The 17,982-nt window shown below is 36.3% G+C and carries 15 protein-coding genes; 7 read left to right on the top strand and 8 right to left on the bottom strand.

Features of this window, described 5'->3' with window-relative positions; translation table 11 throughout:
- On the bottom strand, positions 1–3,402 hold the full coding sequence (ileS, locus tag MWU65_RS09560; RefSeq protein WP_247077348.1) for an isoleucine--tRNA ligase: 3,402 nt from the start codon (positions 3,400–3,402) through the stop codon (positions 1–3).
- 347 nt (positions 3,403–3,749) lie between these two features.
- Here ileS and MWU65_RS09555 point away from each other — a divergent pair, with 347 nt between their 5' ends.
- Complete coding sequence (locus tag MWU65_RS09555) at positions 3,750–4,103, top strand: hypothetical protein (RefSeq protein ID WP_247077346.1); 354 nt, start codon at positions 3,750–3,752, stop codon at positions 4,101–4,103.
- 60 nt (positions 4,104–4,163) lie between these two features.
- Here the strand turns inward: MWU65_RS09555 and MWU65_RS09550 are convergent, their stop codons facing one another.
- The 4 genes from MWU65_RS09550 to MWU65_RS09535 all read right to left on the bottom strand — a co-directional run bounded on the left by MWU65_RS09550 (position 4,164) and on the right by MWU65_RS09535 (position 10,053).
- Positions 4,164–6,575, bottom strand: a complete 2,412-nt coding sequence (locus tag MWU65_RS09550) for a TonB-dependent receptor (protein WP_247077344.1) — start codon at positions 6,573–6,575, stop codon at positions 4,164–4,166.
- A gap of 1 nt (position 6,576) precedes the next feature.
- Complete coding sequence (gene recO, locus MWU65_RS09545; protein ID WP_247077342.1) at positions 6,577–7,296, bottom strand: DNA repair protein RecO; 720 nt, start codon at positions 7,294–7,296, stop codon at positions 6,577–6,579.
- A 152-nt stretch (positions 7,297–7,448) separates the two neighbouring features.
- Complete coding sequence (gdhA, locus tag MWU65_RS09540; RefSeq protein WP_247077340.1) at positions 7,449–8,792, bottom strand: NADP-specific glutamate dehydrogenase; 1,344 nt, start codon at positions 8,790–8,792, stop codon at positions 7,449–7,451.
- 106 nt (positions 8,793–8,898) lie between these two features.
- Complete coding sequence (locus MWU65_RS09535; protein WP_247077338.1) at positions 8,899–10,053, bottom strand: cystathionine gamma-synthase; 1,155 nt, start codon at positions 10,051–10,053, stop codon at positions 8,899–8,901.
- Between the two features lie 72 nt (positions 10,054–10,125).
- Between MWU65_RS09535 and MWU65_RS09530 the strand changes: the two genes are divergently transcribed.
- Complete coding sequence (locus tag MWU65_RS09530) at positions 10,126–10,869, top strand: DUF3298 and DUF4163 domain-containing protein (protein ID WP_247077335.1); 744 nt, start codon at positions 10,126–10,128, stop codon at positions 10,867–10,869.
- Between the two features lie 112 nt (positions 10,870–10,981).
- Here MWU65_RS09530 and MWU65_RS09525 read toward each other — a convergent pair whose 3' ends face one another.
- Complete coding sequence (locus MWU65_RS09525; protein ID WP_281501026.1) at positions 10,982–11,443, bottom strand: DinB family protein; 462 nt, start codon at positions 11,441–11,443, stop codon at positions 10,982–10,984.
- 100 nt (positions 11,444–11,543) lie between these two features.
- Here MWU65_RS09525 and MWU65_RS09520 point away from each other — a divergent pair, with 100 nt between their 5' ends.
- Both MWU65_RS09520 and MWU65_RS09515 read left to right on the top strand, forming a co-directional pair.
- Positions 11,544–11,897 carry an ArsC/Spx/MgsR family protein gene (locus MWU65_RS09520; protein ID WP_247077331.1) on the top strand — a complete coding sequence of 118 codons (354 nt, stop codon included), beginning with the start codon at positions 11,544–11,546 and terminating at the stop codon, positions 11,895–11,897.
- A complete protein-coding gene (locus tag MWU65_RS09515) occupies positions 11,894–12,808 on the top strand; it encodes a DMT family transporter (protein ID WP_247077329.1) in 915 nt (304 codons plus the stop codon). The genes MWU65_RS09520 and MWU65_RS09515 overlap by 4 nt, the downstream gene beginning before the upstream one ends.
- Here the strand turns inward: MWU65_RS09515 and MWU65_RS09510 are convergent.
- Positions 12,803–13,282, bottom strand: a complete 480-nt coding sequence (locus MWU65_RS09510; RefSeq protein ID WP_247077327.1) for an acyl-CoA thioesterase — start codon at positions 13,280–13,282, stop codon at positions 12,803–12,805. The two genes, MWU65_RS09515 and MWU65_RS09510, sit on opposite strands and share 6 nt — an antisense overlap.
- A 134-nt stretch (positions 13,283–13,416) precedes the next feature.
- On the opposite strand from MWU65_RS09510, the gene MWU65_RS09505 reads away from it, so the two are divergent.
- From MWU65_RS09505 to MWU65_RS09495, 3 genes are all read left to right on the top strand, one after another.
- Positions 13,417–14,391 (top strand): nitronate monooxygenase, encoded by a 975-nt coding sequence (locus MWU65_RS09505; RefSeq protein WP_247077325.1) that lies wholly within the window; start codon positions 13,417–13,419, stop codon positions 14,389–14,391.
- A gap of 342 nt (positions 14,392–14,733) precedes the next feature.
- On the top strand, positions 14,734–15,216 hold the full coding sequence (locus MWU65_RS09500; RefSeq protein ID WP_247077322.1) for a cytochrome c: 483 nt from the start codon (positions 14,734–14,736) through the stop codon (positions 15,214–15,216).
- Positions 15,217–15,356: 140 nt separating this feature from the next.
- Positions 15,357–16,397, top strand: coding sequence for an NADP(H)-dependent aldo-keto reductase (locus tag MWU65_RS09495; RefSeq protein WP_247077320.1), 1,041 nt, complete (start codon positions 15,357–15,359; stop codon positions 16,395–16,397).
- A gap of 204 nt (positions 16,398–16,601) precedes the next feature.
- Here MWU65_RS09495 and radA read toward each other — a convergent pair whose 3' ends face one another.
- Positions 16,602–17,963 carry a DNA repair protein RadA gene (radA, locus tag MWU65_RS09490; RefSeq protein ID WP_247077318.1) on the bottom strand — a complete coding sequence of 454 codons (1,362 nt, stop codon included), beginning with the start codon at positions 17,961–17,963 and terminating at the stop codon, positions 16,602–16,604.
- Between the last annotated feature and the right edge of the window lie 19 nt (positions 17,964–17,982).

Here is a 17,982-nt window from a genome sequence, read left to right as displayed (position 1 = left end):
TTAATGTTTTTGGATAAACAATTTTGTATTTACTTCGTCAAAAGCAATTGTTGTGCCATTGTCCAGTTTTTCCTCAAAATTAAGTTCCGCTGTTAATGTTTCTGTTTTAATATAAGCTATGTTATCTGCAACAGCATTTTCTACATAACCATCCTTTAATATTTTTATATCGATCTTATCTGTCACTTCAAAACCAGATTCTTTTCTCAGGTTTTGAATTCTGTTTACCAATTCTCTGGCAATCCCTTCTTTTCTAAGGTTTTCACTTATGGTAACATCAAGAGCAACTGTTAAATTGCCTGAGCTAGCAACGAGCCAGCCCTCAATATCCTGTGATGAGATCTCTACATCTTGTAACTGTAAATTAATACTTTTATTATCAATTGCAATAATTAATTCGCCATTCTGCTCAATTTTTTGGATGTCATCTTGGTTAAATTTACTTACAGCATTGGCAATCAGCTTCATATCCTTTCCAAACTTTGGTCCTAAAACTTTAAAGTTTGGTTTTATTTGTTTGACCAATATTCCAGAGGCATCATCCAAAAGTTCAATCTCTTTTACATTAACTTCGGACTTAATTAAGTCTGCAACAGCTTCTATCTCGCTTCTCTGCTTTTCGTCTAATACAGGAACCATTATTCTTTGTAAGGGTTGGCGTACTTTTATTTTTTCTTTCTGACGAATAGACAATACTAATGACGATATGGTCTGTGCTTTTTCCATTTTACTTTCTAGCGCTTTGTTAACAAGGGCTTCGTTGTATATTGGAAAATCAGCCAAATGTACGCTTTCAGCTTTTTCTTTGGTGGTTGCCTGCGTTAAATCTTTGTAAAGTCGGTCCATAAAAAATGGAGCAATAGGGGCAGATAGCTTTGCTACGGTCTCCAAACAAGTATAAAGTGTTTGGTAGGCAGATATTTTATCTTGTTGGTAATCTCCTTTCCAGAATCGTCTTCTACATAAACGAACATACCAGTTGCTTAGGTTTTCTTGAACAAAGTTAGATATAGCCCTAGCAGCTTTGGTTGGTTCATAATCACCATAAGCGAGGTCTACCTTGTGTATTAGGGAGTGTAGTTCTGATAAAATCCACTGGTCAATTTCTGGGCGTTCTGCCAAAGGAACGTCGGCTTCTTCATAACTAAAGTTGTCTATATTGGCATACAGTGAAAAGAAAGAATAGGTGTTGTATAGCGTTCCAAAGAATTTTCGCTTTACTTCTGCAATACCTTCTATGTCAAACTTTAAGTTATCCCAAGGGTTTGCATTTGAGATCATATACCAACGTGTGGCATCGGGCCCATGCGTGTTCATAGTCTCAAAAGGGTCAACTGCGTTGCCTAAGCGTTTAGACATTTTTTTGCCTTCCTTGTCTAATACCAAGCCATTGGAAACTACATTTTTATAGGCAACAGAATCAAAAACCATAGTGGCAATAGCGTGTAAGGTATAGAACCAACCGCGTGTTTGGTCTACCCCTTCGGCTATAAAGTCTGCTGGGTATGCCTTGTTCTCGTCTATAAGCTCTTTGTTTTCAAAAGGATAATGCCATTGTGCATAGGGCATTGATCCACTATCAAACCAAACATCTATTAAGTCATTTTCTCTTTTCATTGGTTTACCGCTCGCAGAAACCAAGGTGATTTGATCTACTATATTTTTGTGAAGATCTACTTTTTCATAGTTTTCTTCACTCATATCACCTACAACAAAATCTTCAAAAATGTCTTTTTCAAGGATGCCAGCTTTTAAAGCTTTGGCCATTTCTTCTTTTAACTCTGCAATAGAACCAATAATTAGTTCTTCCTTACCATCTTCTGTTCTCCAAATTGGTAATGGAATACCCCAATACCTAGATCTAGATAAATTCCAGTCGTTTGCATTGGCTAACCAATTGCCAAAACGTCCTTCTCCTGTAGATTTAGGTTTCCAATTTATGGTTTCATTGAGGCTAAACATTCTATCTTTAACGTCTGTTACCTTGATAAACCAAGAATCTAGTGGGTAATAAAGTATGGGTTTGTCTGTGCGCCAGCAGTTAGGGTAGCTATGTACATATTTTTCAACCTTAAATGCTTTGTTTTCTTCTTTTAATTTAATGGCTATTTCCACGTCTATAGATCGCTCTGGAGCCTCACCGTCGTTATAGTATTCGTTTTTAACATATTTGCCGCCAAATTCTTTTAGTTCTGGTCTAAATTTTCCTTGCAAATCTACGAGAGGTACAGGATTATCATTTTCATCCAAAACTAACATGGGTGGAATTTCGGGTGTGGCTTGTTTGGCAACCAAAGCATCATCTGCACCAAAGGTAGGTGCTGTATGTACTATCCCAGTACCATCTTCTGTGGTAACAAAGTCGCCTGCAATTATACGAAATGCATTTTCTGCATTTTGGTAAGGCAATACATAGTCTATTAACTGCTCATAGGTTGCATCTAATAGATCTGTGCCTTTAACTTCGGCAACAATCCTATACGGTATTTTTTTGTCTGACGATGTATAATTGGTAAAATCCTCATCATTTTCAGCAAGTTTGAATTTTCCACTAAACTGTTTGCCTACTAGGTTTTTAGCTAAAATTACATAGATAGGGTCAAAGGTGTATTGGTTAAATGTTTGCGCCAATACATATTCTATTTTAGACCCTACAGTTAAAGCTGTGTTAGAGGGTAATGTCCATGGTGTTGTTGTCCAAGCTATAAAATAGATATCGCCTTCTATATTTTTAAACTCCTTTGGTAAGGTTTCTTTGTTTGCTTTAAATTGGGCAGTAACCGTGGTGTCTGTTACATCTTGGTATGTGCCCGGTTGGTTTAGTTCATGTGAACTAAGTCCGGTGCCGGCCTTAGGGGAATAGGGTTGTATGGTATATCCTTTGTAAATAAGGTCTTTGTTGTAAATCTGTTTTAGTAACCACCAAACAGATTCCATATATTTAGACTTGTAGGTTATGTAGGGGTCTTCCATATCCACCCAATAGCCAACTTGCTCGGTCATTTTATTCCAAACATCGGTATAGCGCATCACGGCTTTTTTACAAGCGGCATTGTACTCTTCTACTGATATTTTTTTTCCAATATCTTCTTTAGTAATTCCCAATTCCTTTTCTACACCGAGTTCTATTGGTAGACCGTGTGTATCCCAACCAGCTTTGCGTTTTACTTGAAAACCTTTCATTGTTTTATAACGAGGAAAAATATCCTTAATGGTACGTGCCATTACATGGTGTATACCAGGCATGCCATTTGCAGAAGGTGGCCCTTCAAAAAACACATATCCTTCTCCGCCTTCTCTATTGGTAACACTTTTTTCAAAAATGTTGTTCTCTTTCCAATAGTCAAGTATGTTCTCTGCTACCTTTGGTAAATCTAATCCTTTATATTCCTCAAACTTCATATTAAGTGCTTCTGGTACTACATTTTAAGTTTGCAAAATTAGTGAATTTTACCTTAATACAAATGCATAAAAGTAAAAGAGACTGTCTTTTTTTAGTGGCCTCCATTACTTTGCGAAATACACTGTTTTTTAGGTTGTTGTAAACTAAGTGTTGTGAACTAGTGAGTACGTTTAGGGGTAATGTAAATGCCTATTTTGTTCTAAATTTTTATTTTTGAAAGAGCTAAGGGCAACCTATTAATTTAAAAATTGTTGTGTATTTTGTTATATTTTTTTTATCATTTACATCTAAATATAAGTTTTCAACGTAGATGAAGTATAATTTAACAAACAATAAAAACTAAGAAATGAAAAAATTAATTTTAGGTTCAGTATTAATGATGGTATTAAGTGTATCATTTGTTTCATGTAGAGAAGCAGTAGATAAAGCTAAAGATACATCAGAACAAGCTGGTGACGCACTAGAAGAAACGGCTAATGATATGAAAGAAGCTGGTGAGAATGCAGTTGACGCAGTAAAAGAGGCTGGTGAGGATGCAGTTGATGCTGTGAAAGAAGCAGGAGAAGAAGTAAAAGATGCTGCAGGAAATGTAATTGATGAGGCTAAAGAAGCAGGAGAAGATGTTAAAGATGCGGCTAAAAATGTAGCTGATAAAGCTAAGAAAACGGCAAATGAAGTAAAAGAGTCTGTAGAAAACTAATTAAGACGTAGGTATCGTTTTTGGTGGAAAAGGGCTTGGTGTAAACCAAGCTTTTTTTGTTTAAAAAGAATACTTTAGACTCGCGATAAAATTAATTCCAGGGGCTACAATACCGGAAGAATAGGTCCTGTATCTTTGGTTGGTAATATTTTCTAAACTAATTGTAGTCTTTAATTTATTTGAAATAGAGTAGCTCGTACGGGCATTTAAAGTGTGCCACTTAGGCGAATAGGGATTGCCATCGCTATTGGTAGCGTAAATATAGCTTTTACTTCTCTCAGAAGAGGACAGGTTGTTGTAAGGCACTGCGCCGTTAAAATTAAAGAAGAGATCTGTCTTTAGTTTTTCATTTTTCCAAATCAAATGAACATCGCCAAAAACAGGGGCCACATGTCTTCCCGGAGATTGGGTGCCATCGTCTTCTTCTTCAATTCCTTTGGTTATAGTTAAATTCGATGAGAAAGATATGTGTTCCGTAAAAAAGGCATCTGCACCAAATTCAAACCCATGTACATATGCTTTTGCGGCGTTTTGTATGGCTTGTACATTGCTGAGTTCGCCGTGATATTCTATTTCAGAAACGCCATTGAAAGTAAAATCTCTTCGAACAAGAGCGTCTACCAAATAGGTGTAAAAGGCGGCAGCGTTAATCACTAATTTGTCGTTAAAATTTTTCTGAATACCCAAATCAACATTATAAGCGTATTCAGCTTCTAAATCTGGGTTAGGAACTACCACAGAACCGGGTTCAGAATCAAAAATTTTACCCACATCATCTATGTTTGGGGCTCTAAAACCTGTAGCGCCGTTAAATGTAATTTGAACACTTTCTTTAGGAAACCAACTTAGTCCAATGCTTCCGGTTAAGGCCCCAGTGTTAAGATTTGCATCATCAAAAGGGAAGGGGTAAAACGTTTTGTCAAAAATAGCATTGATCCATACGTTGCTATAGCGTAACCCGGACAATAGTGTTAAATTTGGCTTTGCTTTGTATTCTGCATTTATATAGCCTGCAGCTGTTTGCCATGTAGACCCATCTGGATACCTGGAAGGGGCATTAGCAATAGCTTCTGTATCAATGTTTGTTTCATATCCATCAGAATATACCTTATTAAACAAGTACTCAAGACCATAGTAAAGTCGCAAGTCACCTATTCGTTTGTTTTCAAAATCAAGAGTAGTGGAAATTGCGTTTACTTTTTCTTCGGTTGTGCTTAAAGTTGTAGCTCCAAAATTTCGGTCATTTCTGCTCTCTCCAAAGTGTTGAAATGCTGTTATCAGCTTTAGGCGATCATAAAATTTTCCTTTACCGTGGTGCTGCATTTGTAACTTGCCCATAAACCATTGTTGTGGGCCGTAATACCATTCTGCTGAGCGTAGGCCCGTGCCGTCACTTGTTGGTCGTATTAATCGATCATATCGGTTGTAGTCGGAAGTTTCGGAAAAATAGAGTCCCAAATCATAATTCCAGTTAATGTTGGGTTTGTACTCAATTTTTTGCATTGCATTCACTTGGTTGTAGCCCGTGGTAACCTGGTTTTGAGGGTTCTTGTTAGGTACAAGCTGATCTACATTGTTTATGGTTTGCACATAATTGGTTCTTAAATAGGAGTCAGGACCATTCTGCCCCATTTTCAAATCTCCAAAATCAGTATAGGTAAAACTACTTAAGAAGCCCCATTTTTGTTTTCCATAATTCAGGTCTACATGCATGGTGTTTTCACCGTTAGCGGTAGACAACCTATAAACAGCATTTCCAGAAAGGAGCGGGGAAGTCGATTTAGAGAACTCTGGTTTTTCAGCATAAAAATTCATTACACCACCAATGGCATCGCTACCGTAAATAACAGAACCTGGGCCAAAAATAACCTCTGTTTTGTCAATAGAGAAAGGGTCTATAGATATGACATTTTGTAGATTTCCACCTCTAAATATGGCATTGTTCATACGTACGCCGTCTACTGTAATTAATAATCTATTTGTAGAAAACCCTCTAATCATAGGGCTTCCTCCACCCAATTGACTTTTTTGAACAAATATTTTTCCACTGTTTTGTAATAAATCTGCTGCCGTTTGTGGATTAGAAAATGCAATATTTTTAGCGTTGATACTAGCTATTTTTTGAGGAATATCTTTTTTTTGTTGTTCCCATTTAGAAACTGACATGACAACACCTTCTAGTTCTTCTGCTGTAAGGGTCATATAAATTGTGTTCCCGTGCTTTAAAATTGTATTTTTTGTAGTTCTCTTGGTTTGATATCCAATATGTTTTAGTGTGATGCGTTCATTTTTATCAAATAAAGTAAAATCAACACTTCCATCAAGGCCAGAAAGTGTTGTTCTACTCTTGTCGTGATTAAAAATAGCAACACTAGGAATAGGTTCATGTGTTTCCTGGTCTAAAATGACAACTTTTTGAGCAATGGTGTGTTCCAAACAAATTAAAAAAAGAAGTACTATTACTTTGTGCATACTAGCGGAAAATTTCATTTAAAACATCAAGTGATTTCGGTTTTCTAAAACCTTGTAAATGTAATTCAAAATACAGAATACAGGATTTTAATAATTCTTGCCTTTGTGTTTTGTTCATTTTTACAGAATGTATGGCATCAAAATTTATGCCTAAGAAGGTTTTAAAATAATTTAAATTTTCACCTTTCAGCATTGGGTTTAAAGTGGCTACATTAGTAAAACCTCCTTCTAGTAAATCAAAGTACAAATAAGCTTTGTTTTCTGTATCTGGATAAAAGCCTAGGTATTTGGTTAATCGCAGTAAAAAAAAGAGGTGAAAGTTAGCAATGTCGGTGTGATTGTCTAGCCATTGTAATGCCGCTTCAACAAAAAGGAATAAGCTTTCGTTGGGCTCTTCCTCGAGCAGGCTATTGCTAAGCATTTCAGCTAAAAATTGGGCCATTGTATTTTTCGCAATAGTGTTGTGCAAAGTTTGGTAATGGTAATTTATTTTAGCCTCTCGGATACTCTCTAAAGTTCCTTTGTTTTTGTGTACTGCAACAAGCTCAAGTTGTGTTAAGGGTTGAAAATATGCGGTTTTTAATTTGCCTCTTTTGGACGATAAAACTCCTTTTAGTAGGTATGGTTTTAACCCGTCGGAAAGGGTGTAAGCTTTAACAATTAAGCTATTGTCTCCATATTTTAGCGCAGAAAGTACAATTGCTTTGGTAGTAACTTGCATTGTTAGGTATTAGTTGATAACAAAGATAGAGATTTAGAAGTATTCAATTTTAAGTTTTGGCCTACAACAAAAAAATCGAGAAGGTGGAATGTAATACCCAACTTCTCGATTGTAATTTTGTCCACTAGCTAACTTCGACTCAAGGCTGTAGGCTAGATCACTCCCTGTGCTAACATAGCATCTGCAACCTTGACAAAACCGGCAATATTTGCTCCTTTAACATAGTTACAATACCCATCTTCATCCTTGCCATATTTAATACATGAACTATGAATATCTTCCATAATAACTTTTAGTTTATCGTCTACCTTTTCCCTTGTCCAGCTAATACGCAAGGAGTTTTGAGACATTTCAAGACCAGAGGTAGCCACACCACCAGCATTAGATGCTTTTCCTGGTGCAAATAATATTTTGTTGGTATGGAAATGGTGAATTGCTTCTGGCGTTGACGGCATATTTGCACCTTCGGCAATGCAGATACATCCGTTGTCAATTAAATTTTTGGCGTCATCTCCACCCAATTCGTTTTGAGTGGCACAGGGTAAGGCGATATCACAAGCAACTTCCCATGGTGTTTTCCCTTCATAGAAGGTTGCTGAGGTATATTTATCGGCGTACTCAGATATTCGACCTCTTCTATTATTCTTTAAATCCATAACAAAAGCAAGTTTGTCTTGGTCAATACCATCTTTGTCAAAAATATAACCTTGAGAATCTGATAGTGTTAAAACTTTTCCACCCAATTGCAATGCTTTTTCAGCTGCGTATTGTGCAACATTTCCAGAACCAGAGATCACTACCGTTTTGCCTGTAAAATCTTGATTTTGTGTTTTTAACATGCTTTGTGCAAAATACACCGTTCCGTAGCCTGTGGCTTCAGGACGAATGAGAGAACCACCCCAAGTACGTCCCTTACCGGTTAAAACACCTGTAAATTCATTTTTAATTTTCTTGTACATTCCAAAAAGAAAACCAACTTCTCTACTTCCAACACCAATATCGCCGGCAGGTACATCTGTATTAGGACCAATATGGCGACAAAGTTCTATCATAAAAGCATGGCAAAAACGCATTACCTCATCATCAGACTTTCCTTTGGGATCAAAATCAGATCCTCCTTTTCCACCACCCATAGGAAGGGTTGTTAGGCTATTTTTAAAAACCTGTTCAAAGGCTAAAAATTTTAGAATACTCGCGTTTACACTTGGATGAAAACGAAGACCGCCTTTATAAGGGCCTATGGCAGAATTCATCTGAACTCTATACCCTCTATTAACATGAATTTCTCCTTTATCATCTGTCCATGATACTCTAAAAGATATTAATCTTTCAGGTTCAACCATGCGTAGTAAGATTTTTTTGGCAGTGTAAATATTGCGATCTGCAATATAGGGGATTATTGTTTCGGCAACTTCTTGTACCGCCTGAATGAATTCTGGCTCGTGACCATTACGAATCCTTACTTCATCCATAAATGCATTTATCTGTGCTTCCATATAGAAACTTTACAACTGTTAATTTATTGAATTAAATATTAAATGGACAAAATTATACTTTTTATATAATTTACCCCTTGTTTTTTTAAAAATTTGATAAAAATTGCTATCCAATCGCCTGTTTTAGGTCTTCTATTAAATCTTCTTCATCTTCAATTCCAACGCTTAACCGAATTAAGGCATCGACCACTCCAATTTTTTCACGTTCTGCTTTCGGGATACTTCCATGGGTCATGCTGGCCGGGTGGCCTGCCAGACTTTCTACACCGCCTAAGGATTCTGCCAAGGTAAAAACTTGTAGTTTTTCCACTATTTTAATAGCAGCTGCATAGGTACCTCCCTTAGGAATAAAGGAGATCATTCCGCCAAAATCTTTCATTTGACTTTTGGCTATATTATGGTTTGGATGATCCTTAAATCCTGGCCAAAATACTTTTTCTACCTTAGGATGATTTCGTAAATAGGTAGCTATCGCCTTGCCGTTTTCACAATGGCGTTGCATTCTAACATGCAGTGTTTTGATACCTCGTAAAACCAAAAAACTATCCATAGGTCCGCAAATTGCACCACTTGCATTTTGTATAAAATAAAGTTCTTCTGCCAAGGCTTTGTCGTTTACTATCAATGCACCAACAACAACATCACTATGGCCTCCTAAGTATTTTGTGGCCGAATGCATAACAATATCAGCACCTAAATCTAACGGTCTTTGTAAATAAGGTGTAGCAAAAGTATTGTCAACTGCGAGTAATACATTGTGTTTTTTAGCCAAGCTGCTAACCGCAACAATATCTATAATGTTCATCATTGGGTTGGTTGGTGTTTCTACCCAAAGAAGTTTGGTTTTGTCGGTTATGTATTTTTCAATATTTGCAGCATTCTCCATCCCGATAAAATGAAAAATAATTCCATATTTTTCAAATATTTTCTTGAATAAGCGATAACTTCCTCCGTATAAATCGTTTGTAGAAACAACTTCGTCTCCAGGGTTGCAAAGTTTAATAACGGCATCTATGGCCGCTAGGCCGCTTCCAAATGCCATACCGTAATTGCCATTTTCTATACTGGCTATAGAGTTTTCAAGGGCAGTTCTTGTAGGGTTGGCGCTTCTAGAATATGCATATCCCTTATGAGTACCCGGCGTAGCTTGCGCGTAGGTTGAGGTCTGATAAATTGGAGGCATAACAGCACCATAAGCCTTGTCTGGCTGTTGGCCGCCATGAATCGTTTTACTGTTGAATTTTAAGTTATTTTTACTCATTCTTATCTGTAAGATAACACAAATGTATAGTTATCTTTGCATATTTCAATACCACTTTACAATCTTATTTTTATGAATAATAAATTTTTCTTATCGCTTTTTTTAATGCTGTTGGTTGGTTGTCAAAACAAGAATGAGATTTCTTTTGGAACCTTAAATTTATCCAATGAAAATGAAATTGACGCTCCTTTGGTTGTGGTAAATGTTCCCAATGCTCTAAAAGATACCAAGCTGGCCGTCGCCATAAATACATCCATAAAAGAAGAAATACTAGCGCTTCTGATTTTTGAAGAAAACAGTCCAATACACACCATCAACGAAGCCGCAAATTCGTTTAAAAAAGAGTTTTTTGCAGTAAAGGAAAAATTTCCTGGGCATGCTGCACGTTGGGAAGTAAAAGTTAAAGGCGCCGTATTATTTGAGAATGCTGAATTAGTGACAATTGCGTTGGAGTCTTATGTTTTTACAGGTGGGGCGCATGGCTATTTGTCTACTACATTCTTAAATTTTGATAAAGTAAAGGGAAGACAACTTAAAAAGGAAGAATTATTTTCTGATATGAAAGCTTTTGAGAGGCTTGCTGAACTTAGATTTAGAACACAAGAAGAGATTCCAGAAGATGTTCCTATCAATGATACAGGTTTTATGTTTGAGGAGGAAGAATATAGGCTTCCCTTAAATATAGGGTATACCAAAAACGGTATAAAGTTGTTGTACAACGCCTATGAAGTGGCATCCTATGCAGACGGACAAATAGAATTTAGTATACCGTATACAGAAGCCAATAGCTTATTAAAAATAAAAGTCGGGCAGTAGGTTTAGAGTCTAATGTTGATCATCTAAAGTCTGGACTCTTGATTCATTTTTGTCTCCTTTGTAGCTGTGGTTCTGTGTTTTGAATTTTCAACTAACAACTAACACCTAACACTTAATTCCCAATATTGCGTTTTAAGGCTAGAATGGCACCTAAATGAATGCCTTCGTGGAAACCGTTAAATTCCATTGCTTCTTCTACTGTGCTTAAAGTAATATTTACGCTTGTAGTATAGGTATTGTAGGTTGTAAATTTACCAGCCTTGTAGTCGGCTTCAGTTTGCTCTAGTGTAGCAAACAAAAGTGTTTTAATTAGTTGTATTTCTTCATCTGTAGCAGTACCATCTGGAGTAGAACCTTTCATGAATTTTTCAACCATTGTGTCATTTACAAGCATGGGTAAACCACTAAATTTATAGACTAATAATTGTTGGGTGACTACTACATGCGCAATGTTCCACCATATATTATTGTTGAAATTTTTTGGTATTTCTAACAATAGTTCGCGAGGTGTTTCTGTCAAAAATTTATATAAAATTTTTCTGTTTTGTAGGGTGATATGAGCGGTGTATTCCAAAATTATGTTTTGGGATAAAAATAGTACAATTCATTCAAATTGGGTTTCTTTGTGTAGATTTTTTTACATCGTTACTAGATTTAGTCCATATTTTTAAAAAATGAAAAAAATTTATTACTTAAGTACTTGCGATACCTGCAAAAGAATATTGAAAGAGTTGGCACCCTTAGACGACTTTTTGTTGCAAGATATTAAAACAGAATTAATGACTAAAAGTCAGATAGAAGAAATGTATAATTTAGCGGGAAGCTACGAAGCTCTATTTAGTAAAAGAGCGCGTTTGTACAAAGAAAGAAATCTTGGAGCTAAGGAGGTAACTGAAGCCGATTTTAAAGCATTACTTTTAGAACACTATACCTTTTTAAAACGCCCTGTAATTATTGTAGACACTACTATTTTTATTGGAAATAGTAAAAAAGTAATTGCTGGTGCAAAAGAAAAAATACACGCTTGAGCAAAAGAACACTAGCTATCGTTGCTTGTCTAGCGGCTACTACCATATATGCGATTAATCATACCATTGCCAAGGGAGTAATGCCTATGCATATAAAACCTTTTGGGTTTATTATGACACGTCTTTTGGGGGCATCTGTACTGTTCTGGATTTGCTCTTTTTTTGTGCCTAACGAAAAAATAGAACGAAAAGATTGGGGCAGAATACTTGTCTGTTCTTTGTTGGGAATGAGTGTTAACATGCTTTCTTTTTTTAAGGGATTAGAACTTTCTACGCCTATTAATAGCTCCGTTTTAATAACTTTAGTGCCTATAATTGTTGTTGTACTTTCGGCCCTATTTATAAAAGAAAGGATAACACTTCAAAAAGGGTTGGGTGTGGGTCTTGGCCTAATGGGGGCCTTATTTCTTATTTTATACGGGGCAGAATTAAGGCATGATGCTCCCAACATACCCTTAGGAAATGCATTGTTTGTTTTAAATGCATTGACATTTGGGGGTTATTTAATCTTAGTTAAAAAACTGATTGAAAAGTATGCTATTATTACGCTTTTAAAATGGTTATTTACCATTGGATGTATTATTAGTTTTCCAATTACCATTTCAGAATTTAGAGAAATACAATGGGCAACCATTCCTAAAGAGGGTATAGAAGCTATTGTGTTTGTTGTAGTAGGAACAACATTTTTAACCTATTTATTTAATGCTTACGGCTTGTCTAAATTAAAAGCATCTACGGTAAGTGCGTTTACTTATGCACAGCCGTTAATGGGAATTTTATTTGCTGTTTTTACAGGTAATGATCAATTGACCACCGTTAAAATTATAGGTACAATGATGGTGGTTGTTGGACTGTATTTGGCCACCAAACAAACCGAACAAAAAGTAAAACAGGCTCCAACAAAATTATAAGCTTAAATTTTTTGGAGACTTTGCAAATTTACGGGTGTCTTCCTTGGTAAGAACTTTAAATCCTTCTGCCTTGTCAATGGCAGAAAAAGCAGCTAAAAATACATCCGGAAGCCCTGTTAACGATCGTGATTTTAAATCGATCCAAGCTCCTAAAATTTCACAATGGGCAAAGTTATTCCCTTTTTCGTCGTAAAAATTATGATGAAATTCAAAGAATTTTCCATCTTCGCTCAGTCCTAATAGTTCTAATGAAACTTTTACAGGTTTGCCAAAAAAGGCTTCTTTAAAGTAGTAAATATGTTCGTAAAAAACTACAGGCCCAATATTGTGATTAGCCATTGTTTTTTGATTAAACCCCAATTCCATTAGAAACCCCATACGGGTATGACTCATAAAATTAACATAGGCAGAATTTGCCAAATGCCAATTGGCATCAATATCACTCCATCTTATTTCAAACTCTTTTAAATACATAGCTTTAAGAATTATTTGTTATGCACGCATAATAAATAACAAAAATAGCATAGTTTTGAAGAAGAGATGCAATTCGTTGTAAAAATTTATAGGAAAACCCTATATTTAAAGTAATTCAAAAATAAATCATAGTAATGCATACGCAAGCACCTTTTATAAAAGACCTTTCATTACCTGTAATTGCGGCTCCAATGTTTTTAATTTCTGGGCCAAAATTGGTAGTAGAATGTTGTAAAAATGGAATCGTTGGTACTTTTCCAGCGCTCAACCAACGAACAAGCGATGGTTTTGAAAAGTGGTTGGTGCAAATAAAAGCCGAATTGCAAGCCTTTGAAAAGGAGACGGGTAAAAAAGCAGCGCCATTTGGAGTAAATCTAATTGTACACGCTACAAACCCAAGATTACAAGCAGATCTAATGTTGTGTATAAAGCATAAAGTTCCATTAATTATAACCTCCTTGGGGGCAGTCTCAGAGGTTATTGATGCAGTTCATAGCTATGGAGGGTTGGTTTTTCATGATATTATTAAAAAGCGTCATGCAGAAAAAGCAGCAGAAGCTGGAGTGGACGGTTTAATACTTGTTGCCGCTGGTGCTGGAGGTCATGCGGGAACAATTAACCCTATGCCACTGGTGGCAGAAATCAAGAAATTTTTTAAGAAGACTATTATTCTTTCAGGTTGCATTAGTACAGGAAGGGATGTGGCTTCGGCCATGCAAATGGGTGCCGATGTTGCTTATATGGGCACTCGGTTTATAAATACAGTGGAAAGTAATGCCTCAGAAGAATATAAAAAAATGATAATTGATGCTGGTGCCAGTGATGTTGTGTATACGGCCTCCATATCTGGGGTGCATGCTAATTTTTTGGGAGCCAGCTTAAAGGCAGCAGGAATCACAGCGGAAGATCTTAAAAAAGACACGAAAATAGATTTTGGAAAGGAACTAGACACTGAAGCCAAAGCTTGGAAAACGATTTGGTCTGCCGGACAAGGGGTGACAACGATTGAAGATAATACTTCGGTGACCGATTTGGTAAACACCTTAAAATCAGAATTTTTAACCGCAATTGAAGAACAACAACTATTACTAGAGGTTTATCCTAAATAAAGGTTTTGAATATCCATTTGTAAAGAGCAATATGTTCCACAGGATAAAGGGTAATTGTTTAGGAATTATCTAAAGTAAATTAAAATATTTTTTATAAGGTTTTTGTTTAAAATAGCAAGCGTAAGTCTTGGACTGTTAAACGAATGGTTTGGATGTTATGCAGACTAAATTTTTAAGGTATCAAGGAGTTTTAAAAGCAGGGGTGAAATAAAAAATAGCTGCGGAAATGCAAATTATTCTTGTGATTTTTTACAATTTTCACAAAAGAGGATATAAATTTTTAGAAGAGAAGGTTTAAATTATACGAATGCTTATCTTAGTACCATTAAATATAATAGTCAGATGAAAAAAATACTTGTAATTCTAGCAGTAAGTGCTTTTGTAGTAAGCTGCGGTGGTAAAAAAGAAGAGAAAAAAGAAGATGGTTTTGAAATGAACAGAACCAAAAAAGCGGATAATGCTGCAAAGGTAGAAGAAGGTGTGCCAGTTGATATGGAAAACAAAGGGGTTGGTCCTATTACTTCGGTGAAATTAGATGCCGAAGTAAATACAGAATTAGCGGCAAAGGGTGAAGCTATTTTTGGTACAACTTGTATCGCTTGTCATACTGTTGAAACTCGTTTAATTGGCCCAGCTATTAAAGGTGTGATGGAACGAAGAAGTCCTGAGTGGGTAATGAATATGATTTTAAATCCTGAGGGCATGCTAAAGGAAGATGTTATTGCAAAAGCTTTGTTTAAAGAATATAACAATGCCTTAATGACGAACCAAGGTTTAACAGAAGAGCAGGCTAGGTCTCTTGTAGAGTACTTTAGAACTCTCTAAAATTCCTGCCTAAATTAAAAAAAAGCGTTTGTCATCCATGATAAACGCTTTTTTTTAATTATGAATGATGTTCTATTTGATTAGAATGCCAATTTTGGTACTTTTGATACGATTAAAACTATAACTTTTAGCACACTAAAATGAAATACAATAAGCTACCACATACAGATTTAGAGGTCAGTGAAATTTGTTTAGGAACAATGACATGGGGCAGGCAAAACAATGAAGCAGAAGGTCACCAACAAATGGATTATGCCATAGAACAGGGTGTTACTTTTTTTGATACGGCAGAAATGTATCCCATTCCTCCAAAGGCAGAGTTGTATGCGGAAACAGAAAAAATAATTGGTACTTGGTTTAAAAAAACAGGGAATCGTGATAAGATTATCTTAGCCTCTAAGATAGCAGGGAAGTCTGATTTTACAAAGCATATTAGAACAACTGGCTTTCAGAAAGAGGGTTTAATCACTGCTGTTGAAGACAGTTTAAAACGTTTGCAAACAGACTATATAGATTTATACCAATTGCATTGGCCAGAACGCCAAACAAATTTCTTTGGTAAAAGAGGGTATGAACATAAAATAGACGATTATTGGGAAGATAATATTCATCAAGTTTTAGAGACGCTAAGGGATCTGGTTACTGCAGGTAAAATTAAACATATAGGCTTGTCTAATGAGACACCTTGGGGAACAATGCGCTTTTTAGAAGAAAGCAAAGTACATAGAACATTACCAAGAATGGCTACCATACAAAACCCCTACAGTTTGTTAAACAGAACTTTTGAGGTTGGTTTAGCAGAAATTTCTATGCGAGAAGATATTGCCCTTTTGCCGTATTCTCCACTAGGTTTTGGAGTGTTAAGCGGAAAGTATCTTGGAGGTTTAAAACCGGCAAATGCAAGGATTACTATGTTTCCTAATTATAATAGATACAGTAGCGCTCCAGCAGAACTAGCAACCCAGAAGTATTACGATTTAGCCAGAGCACATGGTTTATCATTACCGCAAATGGCATTGGCGTATGTTCACTCTAGGCCTTTTGTAAAAAGCACAATCATTGGCGCAACCAATATGGAGCAACTGAAAGAGAATATAGGCAGTACAGCTATAGTATTAAGTGATGAAGTACTTCAAGGAATAGAAGAAATTCACAAAGAAATACCGAATCCAGCACCATAAATTAGGCTAATTTGGAGGTAAAAAAAGACCAGGCGGTAAACTGCTTGGTCTTTTTTTATGGTGGCTTGCTTATTTGTTGTGGTGAACCATTACTTTTTTGATGTAAAAAGTCAAAAAGCTGTGGTCAGTAGAAAAACTCAGAGCAGGGGATTTGTTTTAAAACAAACTAATCGGTTTTTTTATGCATATTGAGATAGTATTTTTCTATTGGAACAAATGAGCAACTACATCTTCAATTTTTGATACCAATTGTATTTTGATCGCTGTATTTTTTAAGGTTATCTTGTTGTTTTTGGAAACAAAAATAGTAGTAAACCCAAGTTTTTCGGCTTCAGAGATTCGTTGATCTACTCGCTGTACAGATCGTATTTCTCCGGCTAAACCTACTTCGGCAGCAAAGCATATTCTTTTTTCAATAGCAATATCAGCATTGCTCGATAGGATTGCGGCTATAACAGCTAAGTCTATTGCAGGATCATCTACCGAAATACCACCAGTAATATTTAAAAAAACATCCTTGGCACCCAATTTAAAACCAGCTCTTTTTTCCAAGACTGCCAAAAGCATATTTAAACGCTTGGCATTGTATCCTGTGGTAGAGCGTTGTGGTGTGCCGTAAACCGCAGTACTTACCAATGCCTGTATTTCTATAAGCAAGGGGCGCATGCCTTCTAAGGTGGCAGATATGGCGGTACCGCTTAAGCCTTCATCATTTTTAGAAATTAATATTTCAGAAGGATTGTTCACTTCTCTTAATCCACTGCCTTGCATTTCGTAAATCCCTAATTCTGCTGTAGAGCCAAACCTGTTTTTAAGAGCGCGTAGTATTCGGTAAACATAATTTCTGTCTCCCTCAAACTGTAAAACGGTATCTACCATATGCTCCAAAATTTTGGGACCTGCAATGGTACCGTCTTTTGTGATATGGCCAATTAAGATCACTGGGGTGTTGGTTTCTTTGGCAAATTTTATTAGTTCTGCAGTGCATTCCCGTATTTGTGAGATGCTCCCGGCTGCAGATTCTATATAATCGGAATGTAAGGTTTGTATCGAGTCTATAACCACAATGTCTGGTTCAATAGCTTCAATTTGCTTAAAAATATTTTGTGTCTTTGTCTCTGTAAGAATAAAGCAATTTTCACTATTGGGAAAAATACGGTCTGCCCGCATTTTAATCTGCTTCTGGCTTTCTTCACCAGAAACGTAAAGGGTTTTATAGGGTAACTTTAGAGAGATTTGTAAAAGCAATGTGCTTTTTCCAATACCTGGTTCGCCCCCCAATAAGGTTAGGGAACCAGGGACTAGGCCGCCGCCCAAAACCCTGTTAAACTCAAGGTCGTACGTATTGAGGCGTAATTCTTTTTCAGTGCTTATTTCTTTAATCCGCAAAGGTTGTGCTACTTTTTTAGCAGTAGCAGAAGGAGTTTTCCAGCCGCTTTTTTCTTCTTTTTGGATTACTTCTTCAATAACGGTGTTCCATTCTTTGCAAGTACCGCACTGTCCTGCCCATTTTGCGTGTTGTGTGCCGCAATTCTGACAGAAAAAAGCTGTTTTTGTTTTAGCCATTACCTAATTCATTGGTTTT

Source organism: Cellulophaga sp. F20128, from assembly GCF_023015805.1.
In the GTDB taxonomy this organism is placed as follows: domain Bacteria; phylum Bacteroidota; class Bacteroidia; order Flavobacteriales; family Flavobacteriaceae; genus Cellulophaga.
The sequence above is the reverse complement of the archived record's forward strand: the minus strand, read 5'-3'. Positions and strand labels throughout refer to the sequence as shown.